Source organism: Nocardioides sp. (genome assembly GCF_035697785.1).
In the GTDB taxonomy this organism is placed as follows: Bacteria; Actinomycetota; Actinomycetes; order Propionibacteriales; family Nocardioidaceae; genus Nocardioides_B.
Map to the genome: position 1 here is coordinate 1 of NZ_DASSCL010000064.1, position 18,374 is coordinate 18,374.

General features: G+C 72.4%; 17 protein-coding genes. 8 read left to right on the forward strand and 9 right to left on the reverse strand.

Annotated features, from left to right (window positions below):
- Window positions 1-20 precede the first annotated feature (20 nt).
- Genes VFH10_RS06235 through lhgO form a run of 3 tightly spaced genes read left to right on the forward strand, consistent with a single transcriptional unit; the run spans window position 21 to window position 2,365 of the window.
- Window positions 21-464: an SRPBCC family protein gene (locus tag VFH10_RS06235; RefSeq protein WP_325127030.1), complete on the forward strand. Its 444-nt coding sequence runs from the start codon at window positions 21-23 to the stop codon at window positions 462-464.
- Window positions 461-1,078 carry a helix-turn-helix domain-containing protein gene (locus VFH10_RS06240; protein ID WP_325127032.1) on the forward strand — a complete coding sequence of 206 codons (618 nt, stop codon included), beginning with the start codon at window positions 461-463 and terminating at the stop codon, window positions 1,076-1,078. The genes VFH10_RS06235 and VFH10_RS06240 overlap by 4 nt, the downstream gene beginning before the upstream one ends.
- Before the next feature lie 57 nt (window positions 1,079-1,135).
- A complete protein-coding gene (lhgO, locus tag VFH10_RS06245; protein ID WP_325127034.1) occupies window positions 1,136-2,365 on the forward strand; it encodes an L-2-hydroxyglutarate oxidase in 1,230 nt (409 codons plus the stop codon).
- Between the two features lie 7 nt (window positions 2,366-2,372).
- On the opposite strand, the gene VFH10_RS06250 is transcribed toward lhgO, so the two are convergent.
- Complete coding sequence (locus VFH10_RS06250; RefSeq protein ID WP_325127036.1) at window positions 2,373-2,840, reverse strand: hypothetical protein; 468 nt, start codon at window positions 2,838-2,840, stop codon at window positions 2,373-2,375.
- A gap of 92 nt (window positions 2,841-2,932) precedes the next feature.
- Between VFH10_RS06250 and VFH10_RS06255 the strand changes: the two genes are divergently transcribed.
- The gene (locus tag VFH10_RS06255; RefSeq protein ID WP_325127038.1) at window positions 2,933-4,486 is read left to right on the forward strand and encodes a S8 family serine peptidase; all 1,554 of its coding nucleotides are present in this window, start codon (window positions 2,933-2,935) and stop codon (window positions 4,484-4,486) included.
- Window positions 4,487-4,504: 18 nt separating this feature from the next.
- On the opposite strand, the gene VFH10_RS06260 is transcribed toward VFH10_RS06255, so the two are convergent.
- Window positions 4,505-4,969, reverse strand: coding sequence for a C40 family peptidase (locus tag VFH10_RS06260; protein WP_325127040.1), 465 nt, complete (start codon window positions 4,967-4,969; stop codon window positions 4,505-4,507).
- Between the two features lie 405 nt (window positions 4,970-5,374).
- On the opposite strand from VFH10_RS06260, the gene VFH10_RS06265 reads away from it, so the two are divergent.
- Both VFH10_RS06265 and VFH10_RS06270 read left to right on the forward strand, forming a co-directional pair.
- Entirely contained in the window at window positions 5,375-6,688 is a 1,314-nt protein-coding gene (locus VFH10_RS06265; RefSeq protein WP_325127041.1) for an HNH endonuclease signature motif containing protein, read from the forward strand.
- A 138-nt stretch (window positions 6,689-6,826) separates the two neighbouring features.
- Window positions 6,827-7,300, forward strand: a complete 474-nt coding sequence (locus tag VFH10_RS06270) for a hypothetical protein (protein ID WP_325127043.1) — start codon at window positions 6,827-6,829, stop codon at window positions 7,298-7,300.
- A 15-nt stretch (window positions 7,301-7,315) separates the two neighbouring features.
- Here the strand turns inward: VFH10_RS06270 and VFH10_RS06275 are convergent, their stop codons facing one another.
- Both VFH10_RS06275 and pta read right to left on the reverse strand, forming a co-directional pair.
- Window positions 7,316-8,515: an acetate kinase gene (locus VFH10_RS06275; RefSeq protein WP_325127045.1), complete on the reverse strand. Its 1,200-nt coding sequence runs from the start codon at window positions 8,513-8,515 to the stop codon at window positions 7,316-7,318.
- Window positions 8,512-10,599, reverse strand: coding sequence for a phosphate acetyltransferase (pta, locus tag VFH10_RS06280; protein ID WP_325127047.1), 2,088 nt, complete (start codon window positions 10,597-10,599; stop codon window positions 8,512-8,514). Before pta ends, VFH10_RS06275 begins: the two co-directional genes overlap by 4 nt.
- Before the next feature lie 203 nt (window positions 10,600-10,802).
- On the opposite strand from pta, the gene VFH10_RS06285 reads away from it, so the two are divergent.
- On the forward strand, window positions 10,803-12,956 hold the full coding sequence (locus VFH10_RS06285) for a M36 family metallopeptidase (protein WP_325127049.1): 2,154 nt from the start codon (window positions 10,803-10,805) through the stop codon (window positions 12,954-12,956).
- A 52-nt stretch (window positions 12,957-13,008) separates the two neighbouring features.
- Here VFH10_RS06285 and VFH10_RS06290 read toward each other — a convergent pair whose 3' ends face one another.
- From VFH10_RS06290 to VFH10_RS06310, 5 genes are read right to left on the reverse strand one after another with little or no spacing between them, the layout of a single operon-like run.
- Window positions 13,009-13,380, reverse strand: coding sequence for a DNA polymerase ligase N-terminal domain-containing protein (locus VFH10_RS06290; RefSeq protein ID WP_325127051.1), 372 nt, complete (start codon window positions 13,378-13,380; stop codon window positions 13,009-13,011).
- A complete protein-coding gene (locus tag VFH10_RS06295) occupies window positions 13,377-14,417 on the reverse strand; it encodes a zinc-binding dehydrogenase (protein ID WP_325127052.1) in 1,041 nt (346 codons plus the stop codon). Before VFH10_RS06295 ends, VFH10_RS06290 begins: the two co-directional genes overlap by 4 nt.
- Window positions 14,414-15,193 carry a hypothetical protein gene (locus VFH10_RS06300; protein WP_325127054.1) on the reverse strand — a complete coding sequence of 260 codons (780 nt, stop codon included), beginning with the start codon at window positions 15,191-15,193 and terminating at the stop codon, window positions 14,414-14,416. Before VFH10_RS06300 ends, VFH10_RS06295 begins: the two co-directional genes overlap by 4 nt.
- The gene (locus VFH10_RS06305; protein ID WP_325127057.1) at window positions 15,186-15,938 is read right to left on the reverse strand and encodes a class I SAM-dependent methyltransferase; all 753 of its coding nucleotides are present in this window, start codon (window positions 15,936-15,938) and stop codon (window positions 15,186-15,188) included. Before VFH10_RS06305 ends, VFH10_RS06300 begins: the two co-directional genes overlap by 8 nt.
- A gap of 15 nt (window positions 15,939-15,953) precedes the next feature.
- Window positions 15,954-16,481, reverse strand: a complete 528-nt coding sequence (locus VFH10_RS06310) for a 2'-5' RNA ligase family protein (RefSeq protein WP_325127059.1) — start codon at window positions 16,479-16,481, stop codon at window positions 15,954-15,956.
- A gap of 161 nt (window positions 16,482-16,642) precedes the next feature.
- Between VFH10_RS06310 and VFH10_RS06315 the strand changes: the two genes are divergently transcribed.
- Complete coding sequence (locus VFH10_RS06315) at window positions 16,643-18,367, forward strand: FAD-dependent oxidoreductase (protein WP_325127061.1); 1,725 nt, start codon at window positions 16,643-16,645, stop codon at window positions 18,365-18,367.
- Window positions 18,368-18,374: the final 7 nt, after the last annotated feature.

An 18,374-nucleotide genomic window follows, 5' to 3' on the forward strand; every position in this document is an offset into this window, starting at 1 on the left:
TTCGATGTACCGTTTGGTACATGAACAGGTTCTTCGAGACAAGCAGGCACATCGACGCCCCCGCCCAGCAGGTGTGGGAGGTGTTGTACGACGTCGCCCGGTGGCCGGAGTGGACGCCGACCGTGGACAGCGTTGAGCCCCTTGACGACAGGCCGTTCGGGGTCGGCTCGCGCGTGCGAGTGCGTCAGCCCAAGCTGCCGCGTGCGGAGTGGCAGGTCACCGAGGTCGGCCAGGTCAGGGACGGCAACAGCTTCACGTGGGAGGCCCGCGGCCCGGGCATGAAGACCATCGCCCGGCACGAGGTGGTGCCGGACGCGTCGGGCTCGAAGGTGACGCTCAGCATCGAGCAGACCGGACCGATGGGGGCGGTGGCGGCCCTCGTGTGGCGGAGGCTGACCCAGCGCTACATCGAGCTCGAGGCGGAGAGCCTGGCCGGGCGCGTGACGCGCACGGCCGCCACGTGACCCGGGCGGCGGCCGACAACGTAGCGGGTTCGCCCAAGGAACGCCTGCTCGCAGCCGCGATCGACCACTTCGGCCGGCACGGCATCGGGGACACCAGCCTGCGTGGGCTGGCCGAGGCGCTCGGCACCAGCCACCGGATGCTGATCTACCACTTCGGGTCGCGGGATGGGCTGCTCGTCGAGGTCACCCGCGCCGTCGAGGCGCGCCAGCGAGCGGTGATGGCGGCGACCTACGACACGGACCTCCCTCCGCTGGAGGCGGCGGCGAAGTACTGGGACGAGACGGTCAAGGCGACGCTGCGCTACGGGCCGTTGTTCTTCGAGCTCGCCTCGCACGCCATGCAGGGCAAGCCGCACGCCGCGTCACTGCGTGAGGAGCTCATCGCGTCCTGGCTGCCGCAGGTCACCGAGCTCTGCCGCGCCATCGGAATTCCTGACGACCAGGCGGAGACCCATGCCCGGCTCGCGCTCGGGGCCGCGCGAGGGCTGCTGCTCGACCTGCTGGTCAGCGGCGAGCGCGACGAGGTCGCCCGGTCCGCCGACCTGCTCAACCGGTTGCTGTTGATGTCGGCCGAGCGGGGTGGCTTCGAGACCCTCGCCGCGCAGCGGCAGTAGCGTTCGTGGACCACGCGGCCGCATCACCACGCCCTGGGTCGAGTCAGGAGGAGGGTCATGAGCCGAGCGAGCTGTGCCGTCATCGGCGGTGGCATCCTCGGCACGGCGGTCGCGCACCGGCTGGTCGAGACCGAGGCCTTCGACGAGGTCACCGTCATCGAGAAGGAGACCGCGCTCGCCCGGCACCAGACCGGCCGCAACAGCGGCGTGGTCCACGCCGGCCTCTACTACGCGCCCGGGTCCCTCAAGGCGCGGCTGTGCCGCCGGGGCGTCGGGATGCTGCGCGACTTCTGCGCGGAGCACGACGTCGCCTACGACGAGATCGGCAAGGTGCTGGTGGCGCTCGACGAGGTCGAGGCCGGTCGGCTCGACGCGATCGAGGAGCGGGCCCGCGCCAACGGGGTACCGGGTGTACGCCGGGTCGGGGCGGCCGAGCTGCGTGAGCTGGAGTCGCACGTGCAGGGCGTGGCCGGCCTGCACTCGCCGAGCACAGCAATCGCCGACTTCCCCGGAGTCACCCACGTCCTGGCCGCGCTGGTGGAGAAGGCCGGCGGCCGGGTCCTGCTCGGCACGCGCGTGGTCGACCTGCGACCGACGTCCGCGGGCGTCGCGGTGATGACCGAGGGTCCGCACGGCCGGTCGGTCCAGGTGTACGACGAGGTGGTCATCTGCGCCGGCCTGCACGTGGACCGGCTGGCGCGCCGGGTGGGCGGTGACGTCGCCCCGCGGATCATGCCGTTCCGCGGCGAGTACTACACACTGCGGCCCGAGCGACGTGACCTGGTGCGCGGTCTCGTCTACCCGGTGCCCGACCCGCGCTACCCGTTCCTGGGCGTGCACCTCACGCCGCGTGTCGACGGTGAGGTGCTGGTCGGACCCAACGCCGTGCTGGCGCTGGCGCGCGAGGGCTACACCTGGGGCCGGGTGTCGCCCAGGGACCTCGCGCAGGCGGTCGGCAACCGCGGCTTCGCCGCCTTCGCCCGCGCCCACTGGCGCACCGGCATCGGAGAGCTGGCGGGGTCGCTGAACCGGCGCCGGTTCATCGCCGCCGCCCAGCGCTACGTGCCCGAGCTCGCCGTCGACGACGTGGTGCGAGGGCCGAGCGGCATCCGCGCGCAGGCGATGGACGCCGACGGCAGCCTGGTCGACGACTTCCGCATCGAAAGACACGGCCGGGTCACCGCGCTGCGCAACGCCCCGTCACCCGCCGCGACCTCGAGCCTCGCGATCGCGGAGCACCTCGTCGCCGAGATCACCGGCGTCCGCGGGCGCAGGGAGGGACCGTGAGACGACCTCAGTCGCAGTTGTCGCAGATGCCGGTCGCCGGCAGCGCCATGTAGCAGGTCGGGCAGACCTTGACGCGCTCGTCGGACTTCGCCGTCGTACGACGAGGCTTCGCCGCCGGCGCGGACCTGGAGGCCCGGGCCGGCTTGGTGGCAGTGGTCTTGCGCACGCGCGGCGCCTTCTCGGCGGCCAGCGCCTCCTCGTCGACGACGACGTCGAACCCGAGCCCCTGCAGCAGGTCGACCGCGCCCGCCTCGCCGCGGGTGAAGTCGTCGGCGGTGGCGGCGCGGCCGGTGGCGTGCAGGTAGGCGACACCAAGGATCGCCTTGGAGTCGTACTCCTGACCGCGGTGCCACACCGTGGAGGCCCGCGCGCGGCCGAACCGGTAGCGCTGCAGGAAGTCCCGCGAACCGAGCCGGTCGCACTCGGCGATCGCGGCCAGGACGTGCTGCTTCCCCACGAGGTTCCAGTCGGGCATGGGGACAAGGTACGACGGGGTCTCGACGACCTGCGCAAGGGGCCCACACCGGGACGCTGACGAAGGTACTCTGCCGGTGGAGAGGCCTTCCCATGAACGTGCGGTGCAGGCTCGGGACCCTGGGTGCGATCGTCGCGGTCGCACTCGCGCTGTGCATGGCCACGCCGGCCACCGGTGCACTGCAGCCCGCAGGGCAGGGCCGGGAACCGCAGGTCGTCTCGGGCGAAGGCAGCCGTGGCTACCTGGTCCGCTACCGGTCCGGGCGCAACATCGCCGCCGAGGCACGGTCGCTGCGTGCCGACGGGGTCGACGTACGCCGGACCTTCGGCCACGCCGTGAAGGCAGTTCTCGTCATCACCACACCGGCCGGGGCCGAGGTTCTTGCCGGCTCGCCCGAGGTGCTGGCCGTCGAGCCGGATCGGATGGTGAGCATCAGCGACACCCAGCAGAACCCGCCCTGGGGTCTCGACCGGATCGACCAACGCGCGCTGCCGTTGTCGGGGACCTTCACGACGCCGGCCGCCCTCGCCGGAGTGCAGGCCTACGTGGTGGACACCGGAGTCCTCGCCAACCATGTCGACCTGGCCGGCCGGGTGGCGCCGGGGTTCACCGTGTACAACGACCAGGTCGGCACCAGCGACTGCAACGGCCACGGCACGCACGTCGCAGGCACGCTCGCAGGCACGACCTTCGGGGTTGCCAAGACCGCCACCGTGATCCCCGTCCGAGCCGTCGCCTGCAACGGGAGCGCTCGCATCTCCGAGGTCATTGCCGGACTGGACTGGGTGGTGGCGGCGCACGCCGCCGGGGCCCCGGCCGTGCTGAACATGAGTCTCGGCGGGCTCGGCGACGACATGCTCGACGCCGCCGTGAGGGGTGTCGTCGCCGACGGCATCACGGTCGCGGTGGCGGCGGGCAACTCGGCCGCCGACGCGTGCACGGAGTCGCCGGCCCGCGTCGCGGAGGCGCTCACGGTGGCAGCCAGCGACATCGTCGACCGGCAGGCGTCCTTCTCCAACGACGGCGGGTGCGTGGACCTGTACGCGCCCGGGGTGGACATCGTGTCCGCCTCCAACGCTTCGTCCACCGCCGTCGCGTCCCTCTCAGGCACCTCGATGGCGTCACCGCACGTCGCGGGCACGGCCGCGGTCCTGCTTTCGCAACAGCCGACGCTGACCCCGGCCCAGGTGGGCGAACGTGTGGTGGCCGACGCGACGGGTGGTGTGGTGCGGCTGGTGACGGGAACGACGCCCAACCGGCTGCTGTTCCTGGCGCAGCCACCGCCACCGCCACCGCTGCCACCGCCGCCGTTGCCGGGGCCGGTCGTCACGGCGTCGCCCCCGCCGGTCGCGGCCGCCCGCGTGCCCGCCCGGCCGGATGCTCCAGGTGCCACCCGTGCCCGCCGGGCGGTGAAGCTCGTTTGGACCCTCGGCGCGGACGGCGGCTCGCCGCTGACCGCGCAGACCGTTCGCGTCTACCGGGGCGGAGACCGGGTCCGCACGATCTCCCTGGCGGCGACGGTGACCAAGAAGAAGGTCAAAGGGCTGCGGCCGGGTCGTGCCTACCGGTTCACGATCATGTCGACGAACGTGGTCGGCAACAGCCCCGAGTCGCCGCGGACCGCGAAGGTGCGACCGCGCAGCTGACGTGACTCACCTCTCGACTCAGCGTCGGCCGAAGAAGTGCGCTCCGGTCCAGATCCGGTCGAGGCGGACCCCCTGGCCGGGACGCGGGGAGTGCCAAACCCGACCATGGCCGGCGTAGATGCCCACGTGGTAGACGCGGCCGCCGGAGTGGAAGAACACCAGGTCGCCGCGGCGGGCGGCCTTGCGGGCGACGTTGCGGGTAGCGGCTGCCTGGGCGGCTGACGTGCGCGGCAGCTGCTTCCCGGCGCGCGCGTAGACCCACCGGGTGAAGCCGGAGCAGTCGAAGCCGCCCGGGCCGCTCCCGCCGGCCCGGTACGGCGTACCCCTCTCGGAAGCGGCGATCTTGACCAGGCGGTCGCCCGACGGGCGAGGTGCGGCCTCGGCCCGGGGAGCCGGTGAGAAGGCGATCAGCGCGACGGTGAAGACGATCACGACGGCCAACGTGTTCTGGGCATGCAGGAGTGCACGACGAGTCGTGGACATGGGGAACCCTCCGGCGACGCTTACGAACGATGACCTGTCGGGTTCGGTTCCGAAGACTGCCCGGCCACCTGGGTGGCTTCACCCCAAGGCCCGCCTCGCCAGAGGCGTGCCGCACTGCTGGGTCGTCCGCGCCCGCCACGGATGGTCTCGCGGTGCACCGGACGCTCGGCGGGCCTCAGCGAGGCGCCGGTGGCCCCGCCGAACGGACCGGCGGGGGCTGCGGTAACTGTTGACGGTACCGACGGGGTTCAAACAGGACAATTCGTGAGACTGGTCTCAGGTACAGCGATGGTTACGAGATCGGGTGTGGCCGGGTTTCGTCAACAGGGCCAGGAGAAACGCGTTCATCCCCAGCCCGCTCGACTGTTCGAACGAGCGGACGTGGGCAGACCTAGCGTGGGGCTCATGACCGACGTCGCCGAGACCGCCGACACCTCGGACAACACCGGGCCCGCGGATGACCGCGGGCACCCGGTGACGTCGTTCGTGACGTCGATGTCGCGCGCCCTCGACCGGCTGGCGGATGTCTCCGGCTGGACCATGACGCCGGGGGAGCAGCGGCACGCGCTGGTCGAGCTGCGGCGGCAGCGGGCGCGCCTCGAGGAGCTCGAGCTGAGGGTTCTCGTCGCCGCCGACCGCAACGACATCGGTGCCGAGTCCGGTGCGACGTCGACGGCCGCCTGGCTGGCGGACGCAACCGGGTCGACCCGGGTCGCGTGCTTCCGTGATGTGCATCTTGCGCATGCCCTGGACGAGGAGTTCGAGGCGACTCGCGCAGCGCTCGCGGCGGGCGAGATCGACGTGCCACGGGCGGTCGTGGTGGTGTCGTCGGTGCGCCGTCTCAGCGACGAGCACGACGATCTGCCGCCCGGGACGAACGCGAAGGCGGAGGCGCACCTCCTGTCGCAGGCCCGCCGCCTCGACGTGGCCCGCGTGCGTCGACTGGGCAAGCGGCTCTACGAAGTTGTCTGCCCTGCCGCGGCCGATGCCGACGAGGGCCGGATCCTGGCGGCGGAGGAGGACCGTGCCCGCCGGCTCGCCTACGTGACCCTGCGCGACAACGGTGACGGGACGGTCGACGGTCGCTTTCGGCTGCCCACGTTGCACGCGGACCTGTTGAGAAAGGCCCTCGATGCGCTCACCGCGCCCCGACGGCTGCGAGCCGGTCCGGTCGACGCGACCGCCGGCGGAGTACGGCGGCCCTCGGCATCCTTCCTTCGGGGACAGGGGTTGATGGAGCTCCTGGAGCGCCATCTCGACCTGACCACGATGCCCGGCCAGGGCGGCTCGCCGTTCACGGTCGTGGTCACCATGGAGCTGGACGCGTTGCAGTCCGGCCTCGGGGTCGCGGCGGTCGACACGGGGTGCCGGATCAGCGCCGGTGAGACCCGTCGGCTCGCCTGCCGGGCCGGGATCATCCCGATGGTGCTCGACGGCGACTCGGTGCCGCTCGATCTCGGCCGGGAACGACGGCTGTTCTCCAAGCACCAACGGATCGCGTTGGCGCAGCAGTACGACGGCTGCGCGGCGACCAACTGCGACCGCCCACCGGCGTGGACCGAGGTGCACCACCTCGACCCGTGGTCGGCGGGCGGCCGCACGGACCTTCACCGCGGGCTGCCGCTGTGCCCGGCACACCACCGGATGGCCGACCACCCGGACCGCTGGGACATGCGCCGGATGCCCGACGGCGGCGTCCGGTTCAGCCGGAGGACGTGAGGCGACGCCCGGAGTACAGGGGCCTCGGACCCGGCGGGACCCACCAGCACGCCGAGGCAAATTCCGCGGGTTCCGGGGACGCACGTCGGATGGCACCCCACACTCGGCGTAGGGGCGCGAACCGATTGGGGTGGGGACATGAAGAAGCTGTGTGCGGCGCTGATGGCCGCGGCGGTGCTGGTCGGGCCGTTGCTGGTCGGGCCGGTGGGGACCGCCGCCGCCGACACCGCGACGGAGCCGGGGACCAGCGACATCAAGAAGATGGTCGTCGACAACGGGGCGAACGCCGTCGTGGTCAAGCTGCATGGCACGGGAGGCCGCGCGGCCGTCCGCTGGGTCAATGTGAAGCTCAAGGGCGCGAACGGCGTCAGCTACACGGTCCAGGGCGCGTGGTACTCGGTGGACTGGGTGGACAGCCTCGAGCGCGGGCAGCGCCTGGTGGCATGTGACGGGCTTCGGATCCACTACCGGTCCGGCTACTGGCAGTTCCGGGTTCCGCGCACGTGCCTCGGCAGGCTCACCGACCAGGTCAAGGTGAGCGGTCTGATCGTGAGCCCGACCTCGGCGATCGCCGGGGAGGCCGGTCCGACCGGCTGGGTCCGCCGCGGCTGAGCAGCAGCCGAGAGGTCAGAGGCCGCCGACGACCGCCATGGTCTGGCGGGCGATCTCCCACTCCTCGTTGGTGGGCACGACGAGCACGGCGACCTCGCTCGCGTCGGTCGAGACACGGGTCGGCTCGGTGATGCGGCCGACCCCGTTGGCCGACTCGTCGACCTCGATGCCGAGTCGCTCGAGACCGGCCAGGGAGCAGGCGCGCACGGCGGCGGAGTTCTCGCCGACCCCGGCGGTGAAGACGATCGCGTCCACCCGCCCGAGCACCGCGTAGTAGGCGCCCACGTACTTGCGGATCCGATGGCAGTACACGTCGAACGCGAGGCGGGCCCCCTCGTCGCCGTCCGCGCGCAGCTGCACCAGCCGGCGGAAGTCGTTCTCCCCGGCCAGTCCCTTGAGTCCGGACTCCTTGTTCAGGACGCCGTCGATCTTCTCGAGCGCCCAGCCGAGCTGCCGGTGCAGGTGCGCGTGCACCGCCGGGTCGAGGTCACCGGACCTGGTGCCCATCACCAGGCCCTCCAGCGGAGTCAGCCCCATCGACGTCTCGACCGAGCGGCCACCCGCGACCGCGGTGGCCGAGCAGCCGTTGCCCAGGTGCAGCACGACCAGGTTCGTCTCCTCCACCGGCTTGTCGAGGAGGTCGGCGGCCGCGCGGGAGACGAAGGCGTACGACGTGCCGTGGAACCCGTAGCGCCGGATCTGGTGCTCCTCGCGCCAGGACCGGGGTACGGCGTACGTGTAGGCGTGCTCCGGCAGCGTCTGGTGGAACGCCGTGTCGAACACTGCGACCTGCGGCAGGTCGGGGAACAGCTTGCGGGCCACCGCGAGCCCCTCGAGGTTCGCCGGGTTGTGCAGCGGTGCCAGCGGCACCAGCGACGTCACCGCGTCGACCAGGTCGTCGTCGACGAGAGCGGGGGAGGAGAACCGGGCGCCGCCGTGCACGACCCGGTGCCCGACGGCGCGGACGTCGACCTCGTCGAGGGACGGGCCGTGCTCGTCGAATGCGTCGAGCGCCGCCCGCAGCGCAGCCTCGTGGTCGGCAACCTCCCGCTCGTCGCGGCGCTCCTCCCCACCCGACCGGTGCGTCACCGCCCCGGAGGACTCGCCGATCTGCTCGACGAGGCCGTCGGCGAGCTCGTCACCGGTGTCGGCGTCGACCAGGCTGTACTTCAGCGACGAGGACCCCGTGTTGACCACGAGGACCAGAGTGCTCACCGGGCACCCTCGGCCGGCGTCTGCGCCTGGATGGCCGTGATCGCGATCGTGTTCACGATGTCGCGCACGGTCGCACCGCGGGAGAGGTCGTTGACCGGCTTGCGCAGACCCTGCAGCACCGGCCCGATCGCGACCGCGCCGGCCGACCGCTGCACCGCCTTGTAGGTGTTGTTGCCGGTGTTCAGGTCCGGGAACACGAAGACGGTCGCCCGCCCGGCCACCTCCGAGCCGGGCAGCTTCGTCCGCGCCACCGCGGCGTCGATGGCAGCGTCGTACTGGATCGGTCCCTCGACCGGCAGATCTGGCGCCCGCTCCTTGACCAGCACCGTGGCCTTGGAGACCTTCTCGACGTCGGTCCCGGCACCCGAGGTGCCGGTGGAGTAGGACAGCATCGCCACCCGCGGCTCGATCCCGAAGCCCGCCGCGGTGGTCGCCGACGAGATCGCGATGTCGGCGAGCTGCTCCGCGGACGGATCCGGGATGACCGCGCAGTCACCGTAGACGAGCACCTGGTTCTCCAGGCACATCAGGAACACCGATGAGACCACGGAGACGCCGGGCACCGTCTTCACGATCTCCAGCGCCGGCCGGATGGTGTGCGCCGTGGTGTGGACCGCGCCCGACACCATGCCGTCCGCCAAGCCGAGCTCGACCATCAGGGTCCCGAAGTACGACACGTCGGTGACGAGCCCGCGGGCGTCGTCCAGGTCCACGCCCTTGTGCCGGCGGCGCTCGTGGTACTCCTGCGCGAACCGCTCGACGAGCTCATCGTCGAGCGGGCTCAGCACGCGCGCCTCGGAGATGTCGACGCCATGCGTCGCGGCGGCAGCGTTGACGCGGATCGGGTCGCCGAGCAGGGTGAGGTCGGCGAGCCCGCGCCGCAGCACGATGTCGGCCGCCCGGAGGACGCGCTCCTCGTCACCTTCGGGCAGCACGATGTGGCGCCGGTCCGCCACGGCGCGGTCGATCAGGTGGTGCTCGAACATCAGCGGGGTCACCGCGTCGGTGCGGGCCACCTCGAGCCGGTCCAGCAGCGCATCGCCGTCGACGTGCTCGGCGAACAGCGACATCGCCGTCACCACCTTGCGCGTCGACTCCTTGGTGAGCCGGCCGCGGACGCTGCTCAGCGCCGTGGTCGTGGCGTGCGTGCCGAGATCGGTCGCGACGATCGGCATCGTCGCACCGACACCTTCGATGAGGCGGGTCACCTGCTCGGGCAGCGGCAGGCCGCCGTTGAGCACGATGCCGGAGAGCTGCGGGAAGCTCGACGAGACGTGCGCCATGAGCACCCCGAGCACGACCTCCGGCCGGTCCCCGGGAGTCACCACGACCGCGCCCTCGAACAGCCGGTCGAGCACGTTGGGCAACGTCATCGCGGCCACGACGAGCCCCGTCGACTCGCGGCCGAGCAACGACTCGTCGCCGCTGACCAGGCGTCCGTCGCAGCCGCGCATCAGGTCGGCCACGGACGGTGCGTTGAGGACCGGCTCGTCGGGGATGGCGTACGCCGGCACGCCCAGACCGGCGATGGCCGCGACGTCCTCCTCGAGCCGGCCGCTGTCGCATCGGTTGGCGAGCACCGCGAACAGCGTGCCGTGCTGGGCCTTGAGCTCGGACGCAGCCATCGACGCCATGGTGTTCAGGTCCTCGGGGCTGCGGCGGTTGCCGTTGAGCACGAGCAGGACCGGCGCGCCGAGGTTGGCCGCGATCCGCGCGTTGAAGGAGAACTCGGTCGGCGTTCCCACGTCGGTGTAGTCGGTGCCCACGACCAGCACGGCGTCGCAGCTGTCGGCGACCTGGTGGTAGCGCTCGACGATCCGGTCCAGGGCCGCGGCCGCGTCGGCGTGCACCTCGTCGTAGCCGACCCCGGCGCACTCGTCGTACGTCATCGTCACGGCGTCGTGGGAGGTCAGCAGGTCGAGCACGTAGTCACGCCCGCCCGTCTCCGCGCTGTCGGCGCGCACGACCGGCCGGAAAACCCCGACCCGCTCGACGCGGCGGGAGAGCAGTTCGAGGACGCCGAGCGCGACCGTGGACTTGCCCGAGTAGCCCTCGGTGGAGGCGACGTAGACGCTGCTGCCCATGACCCGACCCTAGGGCGTCACCCGCGGCCGCCGACCATCTCGGATACGACGCGACGCATTTGTCGCTAGCACTGCCCGAATACAGCAGATATGTCGCGTCGTATCGGGGTGGGACGTCCGAGAAGGACGGCAATCTCCCCTCTAGTGCAAGTTCCGGTACAGGCGTACGGTGTCGACAGTTTTGTCCGGTAGAGGGGATGCCCATGCACAAGATCTCGTCCAGGGCCGCACTCGCGGCCGCATCATCCGTCGCCCTGCTCGGCGGCGGCCTGGTCGCCGTGACCCCGGCCCAGGCCGCGCCCAGCGATCGCATCGCCGACCAGCCGGTGCGGGTGCACTGGGCCGACGGCAAGGCGTTGGCCGGCAAGTCGGACCAGGCGCCTGGCCAGGTGGTCAAGCAGTACCTGTCCGGCAAGAGCGTCGGCGCCGCGGCGGACACCCTGTCCTCCGAGGGGTCCTGGAAGGCGCGCGGGCTGACCGTGGTCCGGTTCGGCCAGACCCTGGCCGGGCTTCGCGTGCCCGCGACCGACGCCAAGGCGGTCTTCGACGACCGCGGCCGCCTGGTGAGCGTCATCGAGAACACCGCCAAGGTGTCCGGCCCGCCGGCCGCCGCCTCGGCCAGCGACGACGACGCCCTCCGCGCCGCCGTCGCGTCGCTGTACCCGAAGCGCTCCGTGACCACGTCCGGCGCGAAGACGACCGGCAACACCACGAAGTACGCCGTGCAGGGCTTCTCGACCGCACCGACGGTGGAGAAGGTCGCGCTGCCGACCACGGCCGGCAAGGCGGCGGTTGGCTACCAGGTCACCACGTGGACCGCCGACAACCAGCTGAACATCACCACCGTGGACGGCGCCGGCAAGGTCGTCGACAACGAGCTGCGCACCAACAACGAGCAGTACAACGTCTTCCGCGAGGACCCGGTCACGACGCCGCAGGCGGTGCAGACCGACCCGTACGACCCGGTCGCGTCGGCGAACGGCTGGCTGGCCGGCGGCCCGCAGTGGAGCAACCACATCAGCGGCAACAACGCGAACACGTACCTCGACACCGACAACGACAACAAGCCGGACGCCAACCGGACCCCGGTAGGGAACGAGCGGTTCTTGACGGCGTGGGACGGCACCGTCGCCCCCACGACGCCCGCCAACCAAGAGGTCGCGGTGCAGAACCTCTTCTACCTGAACAACCTGATCCACGACACGCTGTACCGCGCCGGGTTCACCCCCGCCGCGGGCAACTTCCAGGAGCAGAACTTCGGCGAGGGCGGCAAGGACAGCGACGCCGTGCAGGCCGAGGCGCAGGACGGCGGCGGCACCGACAACGCCAACTTCGCGACGCCGACCGACGGCCAGAACCCGCGGATGCAGATGTACCTGTGGAACCAGCCGGAGACCCACGAGGTGCTCGTCGGTGGTCAGGCGTTCACGGCCACCGGTGCCACCTGGGGCACGCCCCTGGACGCAACCGGCCGCACCGGCCCGCTCGTGGTCGCGAACGACGGCACCGGCACGGCAGGTGACGCCTGCGAGCCGATCCCCGCGGCCACCGGGGCGATCGTGATCGCCGACCGCGGCACCTGTGACTTCGTCGTCAAGGCCAAGAACGCCGAGAACGCCGGCGCCGTGGGCATCGTCGTCGCGAACAACCGCGCCGGCCTGCCGATCACCATGGGCGGTGAGGACCCGAGCCTCACGATCGCCGGGGTGATGGTGTCCCAGGCCGACGGTGCGACCCTGAAGAGTCTGGCCACCGCGAGCGCCACCATCCGGCTGCGCGACCCGGCGCCGCTGATGAAAGACGCCTCGCTCGACTCCGACGTGGTCTGGCACGAGTACGGCCACGGGCTGACCTGGAGGATGATCGGCGGCATGAAGGGCCCGCTCGGCGGCGCCATCGGTGAGGGGATGGGCGACGTGCTGGCGGTGATCGCCAACGACGACCCGGTCGTCGGCGAGTACTCCGCCTCCGACCCGGCCGGCATCCGGTCCGCGTCGTACGAGGGCTACCCGCTCACCTACGGCGACATCGTGGGGACCGAGGTGCACGCCGACGGCGAGGTGTACGGCGCGATCGGCTGGGACCTCTGGAAGCAGTACAAGGCCGCCGGCCTCAGCCCGGACGCCATCTTGAAGGACCTGGTCACGGGCATGAACTTCACGCCACAGACGCCGACCTTCGAGGCCATGCGCGACGGGATCCTGGCCGGCCTCACCGCCAGCGGCAACGGCGCCCGGGAGTGCATGGTCTGGAACTCCTTCGCCAAGTACGGCGTCGGTGTCGGGGCCGTGGGCAAGGTCGTCGGCAAGGCGGTCCGGGTGACCGAGTCGACCACGAAGCCCGCCGGCTGCGCGTAGCACCGAGCGAGACAGAAGCGGGGCCGGGGTCGACCCTCGGGTCGGCCCCGGCTCAGCTCTCCGGCTGGTCCTTCGTCTTGTGCAGCAGCCAGTCGGAGCCGGTGTTGATCAGCGCGTAGCGCACCGACGCCTCCCGTCCGTGCAAGGTGAACAGCAAGCGTCGCTCGTTGCCGCCCTCGTCCTCCCACCAGCCGATGTCGGCGATCGACTTGTCGTCGTCCTCGTAGGTGAGGTGGTCGATCTCGTGGTCGTCCACGGCCACGGCCAGCCGGTCGCGGCGCGGGTCCGTCGGCAGTCCGCGCGGCACCGCCCACGAGCGGAGCACACCGTCCTGCTCGAGCCGGAGGTCGAAGTGCGGCTGCGGCTTGCGGTGGTCGTGCAGCACGAACGCCGGACGGGTGGGCCCCTTGCTCCGCTTCCTCACGACCCCTCCAGCCGTACGACGGTGACGCCGGCCGAGGTGGACGGGAGACTCATCGAGCAGAGCGCCGCGCCGGCGTCGTCGAGCCCGATCACCGAGCCGACCAACCGGTCGGGCCGCAGCGCGCCGGAGGTGACGAGCTCCAGCATCGGGGGGTAGTCGCCAGCGGCCATCCCGTGCGAGCCGTAGATCTCGAGCTCCTTGGCGACCACGACGTCCATCGGCAGCGGGGGATGGGCGTGCTCGCCGAGCAGCAGCCCCACCTGGACGTGCCGCCCGCGCGGTCGCAGGGAGGACACCGAGGCGATCGCGGTGGCCGTCGAGCCGACCGCGTCGACCGACACGTGCGCCCCGCCGTCGGTGAGGTCGAGGACCCGGCGTACCGCCTCCGGACCGCCCGGCAACAGGTGCTCCGCACCCAGCTCGCCGGCCAGTCGGAGCGCCGGCTCGGAGGTGTCGACGGCCACCACCCGGGCCCCGAGCGCGACGGCCACCAGCACCGCCGACAGCCCCACCCCGCCGCACCCGTGCACCACCACCCGGTCGCCGCCGGTGACGCGGCCGTGCGCGGTGAGCGCCCGGTAGGCGGTCGCGAACCGGCAACCCAATGCGGCTGCGGTCACGAAGTCCAGGTCGTCGGGCAGCGGGACCAGGTTGAGGTCGGCGGCGGGCAGGGCGACCAGGTCGGCGAACGAGCCGGGCCCGGTGAAGCCCGGCTGGTACTGGTCGGGGCACACCTGGGCGTCGCCGGCGGCGCAGTAGGAGCAGCGGCCGCACCCGCAGACGAACGGCACGGTGACCCGTTCGCCGACGTGCCGGTTACGGACCTCGGCGCCGACCGCTACGACGACCCCGGCGAGCTCGTGCCCGGGCACCTGGGGCAACGGCACCGGGTCGTGGCCCTGCCACGCGTGCCAGTCGGACCGGCACACGCCGGTGGCCCGCACCTCGACGACGGCGCCGTCGCGCGGGCAGGCCGGTGCCGGCACGTCGACGACGCGGGGAGTGGCGCCGTAGGCGTCGTAGCGGACCGCCCTCATGCGCGGGCCAGCAGAGCGGCGGCGGCGAGCAACGGCAGCGCCCAGGACATCGCGCGCAGGGCGCGCTCGGGCGCGGCCAGGAGTGTCTGCCGGTCGATGGGCTCCACCCGGCCGTCGTCGTGCCGGATCGTGCCGGACACCCCGGCGGTGCGCCGACGCAGCCCGCGGGCACTGGTGCTGAGCACGCGCTGCGCCGCCGCGGTGCCGACCGCGGCGAGCACCGCGGCAGCGGCCGCGACCGTCGAGGCCACCGTCGGCCCGGGTGGCTGGAGCGGGGACTGGGCGAGGTACCCGACCGCGACCGGGAAGCCGCCCCACGCCCACGCGAACCCGGCGTCGGTGTGCAGCCGGCCGCCGAACAGCTCCAGGTTGTAGCCGACGACCAGTAGCGCGCCGACCGGGACGCACACGGCGAGCAGCCAGTTCGTCTCGGTCGTGTGGAACCAGACGCCGTAGACGCCGATCGCGCCGGCCCCGACGAGGGCGGCCACCGCGACTCCCCACAGGGTGCGGTCACCGATCCCGGTGCCGAGCGGCCGGCCGTGCAGCTCGTCGAGGGCGTGCGCGGTCAGCCCGACGGCGAGGAAGAACGCAACCAGGGAGCAGGCCAGGGCGAACCAGTCGAGCGCGGGGGCCATCGCGGCGCCGAGCCCGACGTAGCTCAGGTGCCAGGCGGTGTACGGCGGGTGCAGCAACGTCCACCAGTCCGCCGCCCGGCCGCCGCGGCGCGCGTAGAAGGCAGGCCCGACCACTGGCCCCGCGGTCGGCTCAACCACCGGCCACCCGTCCCCACATCACCAAGCCGCCGCCGAGGCTCATCACCCGCGTGTGCACGTCGACCAGGCCGGCACCCTGCCACGCCCGCACGTGCGCCTCCAGCCTGAGCTGCCGGTAGTGCTCCTCGATCGACGGCCCGAGGAACCGCCCGACGTCGGCCCAGGCGCGGCCGCCGCCGACGAGCCCGCCGAGGGGGAGCAGCGCCCGGGTGTACAGCCGCCACAGCGGCAGCCAGAGCGGGGCCGACGGGACATGGAACTCCAGGCTCGCGACCACGCCGCCCGGACGGACCACGCGGGCCAGCTCGCGCAAGGTGGCGGCGGGGTCGGCGACGTACCGGAGCAGGTAGGTGAACGTCAGCGCGTCGAACGTCGAGTCCGGGAACGGCAGCTGCTCCGCCCGCCCGCAGACCAGCCGGACCCGACCTTCGTAGCCGCGTGCGGCGACCCGCTCCTGACCGACCCGCAGCATCGGCTCGGTCAGGTCGAGGCCGGTGACCCGCGCGCTGGTGCGGGCGGCGAGGTCCATCGCGACCCCGGCCGTGCCCGTTGCGACGTCGAGGACGTCCCGCAGCGGGAGGCTGGAGGCGGTGACGGCGTCGACCATCGCGGTCCGCCAGCGCCGGTTCTGGCCGAAGGACAGCAGCTCCTCCAGCCGGTCGTAGCGACGCGGCAGGTCGCCGAACAGGTCGCGCGCGAAGGCGTTCGACCTGGGGCCGGGACCGACCGTGCGCACCAGCGTCACCTCCTCACCTGCCGCTCACCGTAGCGCCGGCCGGACCGGGTGCACCGCGCCCGTGGAGGTGTCGATGAGGACCGTCCGCTCCAGTGTGGCGTCGATCGGCAGCACCTCGAACGCGTGCCGCGCGACCGTCGGCAGCTGGTCGAGGTGCAGCCGCGGCGCGAGCGTCAGGTGCGGCGTCCAGGTGCCCGGCTCGTAGTTGCGGTGCAGCATCGCGCCGGTACGCCGTACCGCCTCGGCCGTCTCGCACTGCAGCCCGAGCAGGCGCTCCGAGGCCACCGGCGCCAGCCAGCACCGGCTGCGGCGGAACATGCCGAGCCCTTCCAGGCGCAGCGCCATCGGCTGCCGGGTCACGAGGTCGGACACGGAGGCGCGCACCGGTTCGAGTTCGTAGCTGAGCAGCGACGCCAGTGTCAGGTGCGGCCGGTGCCGGCCGTGCGTGTGGGTGAGCAGCGTGCCGACTCCGTCCTGCTCGAGCCGTTCCCAGAGCCGGCGCACGGCGCGGTCGGAGCGGTCGTCGAGGAGCAGGCAGACCGACAGCGCCATGCCGGGACCCTCGCGCCGCCGTCGTCCGCCCGTCAAGGTTTCGCTGTGGGCGGCGCGGGTCGGGACACCGGCAGAAGGGCTGCCCGGAGCGCGGTGGTTGGGCGCGGAACGCCCGACTTATACCCGTCGCCATGCCGGCGGTGCCTCCTTAGCCTCGACGCATGGGCGCCGAGATCCAGGTGGGGGCCGGTCGGCTGCGACCGCTGCTGGTGACGGTCGTGGCCGACCCGCACCAGCTCGACCGGGTGGAAGACGAGCTGCAGCAGGGCTTCGGCGCCGAGTTCAGGGTCCGCGGCGAGAGCGGCTGCGCCGACGCCGGCCGGGTGCTCGAGGACGCGAGCAAGCTCGGCCAGCGGGTCGCGGTGGTGCTGGTCGACTACGCGCTGCCGGCCGACGAGCGGGCGGAGCTGCTCGGCCGGGTGCGCGCGACGCACCCCGACGCCCGCCGGGCCATGCTCGTCGACTGGGGCTCCTGGGCCGACCGGGACGCCGCCGCGGCGATCCTGCAGGCGATGGCGGTCGGGGACATCAGCTACTACGTGCTCAAGCCCTGGATCGACCGCGACGAGCTCTTCCACCGCACGATCGCGGAGTTCGTGCAGGAGTGGTCGCGCAGCGACCCGACCAACCTGCGCGAGGTGGTCGTGGTCGCCGACCGCCGCTCGGTGCGCGCCTCGGAGATCCGTAGCCTGCTCACCCGCAACGGCGTGCCGCACGCGTTCCGGGAGAGGGGAACCGGTCCCGCCGACGACGTGCTGCGCTACGTCCACCTGCAGGGCTTCAACGCGTCGAACGCCGAGGTGCTCGTGTGGATGGCGGCGCTCGACGGCAAGGTGCTCCTCGACCCCACCGACGTGGAGATCGCCGAGGCCTGGGGGGTGGCCACCGACCTCGACGAGGACAACCGGGACTTCGACGTGCTCGTGGTGGGCGGCGGGCCGTCGGGTCTGGCCGCGGCGGTGTACGGGGCGTCGGAGGGGCTGCGCACGCTGGTCGTGGAGCGGGAGTCGCTCGGCGGCCAGGCCGGGTCGAGCTCGCTGATCCGGAACTACCTCGGCTTCTCGCGCGGGGTCAGTGGCGCCGACCTCGCGCAGCGCGGCTACCAGCAGGCCTGGGTGTTCGGCACCTACTTCCTGTTCATGCGCGAGGTGGAGGACCTCGCCGTCAAGGACGGCCGGTTCGTCGCCCGCATCGGTGGCGTCGGCGAGGTCTCCGCGCGGGCGGTGGTGCTGGCCACGGGCGTGTCCTACCGGCGGCTCGGCGTCCCGGAGCTAGAGGCGCTCACCGGTGCGGGGGTGTACTACGGCGCGAACATCTCCGAGGCGCAGGGCCTGACCGGTCTCGACGCCGTCGTGGTCGGCGGCGGCAACTCGGCGGGGCAGGCGGTGCTGCACCTGGCGAAGTACTGCGAGCGGGTCACCCTGGTGGTGCGCGGGGCGGACCTGGGCGCGGGCATGTCGAGCTACCTGGTCGACGCGATCGCGCCCGCGCCCAACATCGTCGTACGGCTGTCGACGGAGGTGGTCGGCGGCAGCGGGGAGACCCGGCTGGAACGGGTCGTCATCAGGGACCGTACGTCGGGTGTCGAGGAGACGCTGAAGGCCGACGGGCTGTTCGTGATGATCGGCGCCCAACCGCGCACCGACTGGCTGCCCGCCGAGGTGGCGCGGGATCGGTTCGGCTACGTGCTCGCCGGCAGCGACGTCGCGCAGTCCGGCACCTGGCCGCTGGCCCGGGCGCCGTACCCCTACGAGTCCACGGTCCCCGGGCTGTTCGCCGTCGGGGACGTGCGCTGCGGGTCGGTGAAGCGGGTGGCCTCGGCCGTGGGGGAGGGGTCGGTCGTCGTCTCCCAGGTCCACCAGCTGTTCAAGGTGCCCCAACAATGACCCGCCG

Bases quoted from the DNA above. Each gene is read 5' to 3' on its own strand.
- VFH10_RS06235 (WP_325127030.1), top strand. From the start codon at position 21: ATGAACAGGTTCTTCGAGACAAGCAGGCACATCGACGCCCCCGCCCAG.
- VFH10_RS06270 (WP_325127043.1), top strand. From the start codon at position 6,827: ATGAAGAAGCTGTGTGCGGCGCTGATGGCCGCGGCGGTGCTGGTCGGG.
- VFH10_RS06255 (WP_325127038.1), top strand. From the start codon at position 2,933: ATGAACGTGCGGTGCAGGCTCGGGACCCTGGGTGCGATCGTCGCGGTC.
- VFH10_RS06315 (WP_325127061.1), top strand. From the start codon at position 16,643: ATGGGCGCCGAGATCCAGGTGGGGGCCGGTCGGCTGCGACCGCTGCTG.
- VFH10_RS06295 (WP_325127052.1), bottom strand. From the start codon at position 14,417: ATGAGGGCGGTCCGCTACGACGCCTACGGCGCCACTCCCCGCGTCGTC.
- pta (WP_325127047.1), bottom strand. From the start codon at position 10,599: ATGGGCAGCAGCGTCTACGTCGCCTCCACCGAGGGCTACTCGGGCAAG.
- VFH10_RS06250 (WP_325127036.1), bottom strand. From the start codon at position 2,840: ATGCCCGACTGGAACCTCGTGGGGAAGCAGCACGTCCTGGCCGCGATC.
- VFH10_RS06310 (WP_325127059.1), bottom strand. From the start codon at position 16,481: ATGGCGCTGTCGGTCTGCCTGCTCCTCGACGACCGCTCCGACCGCGCC.
- VFH10_RS06285 (WP_325127049.1), top strand. From the start codon at position 10,803: ATGCACAAGATCTCGTCCAGGGCCGCACTCGCGGCCGCATCATCCGTC.
- VFH10_RS06265 (WP_325127041.1), top strand. From the start codon at position 5,375: ATGACCGACGTCGCCGAGACCGCCGACACCTCGGACAACACCGGGCCC.
- VFH10_RS06260 (WP_325127040.1), bottom strand. From the start codon at position 4,969: ATGTCCACGACTCGTCGTGCACTCCTGCATGCCCAGAACACGTTGGCC.
- lhgO (WP_325127034.1), top strand. From the start codon at position 1,136: ATGAGCCGAGCGAGCTGTGCCGTCATCGGCGGTGGCATCCTCGGCACG.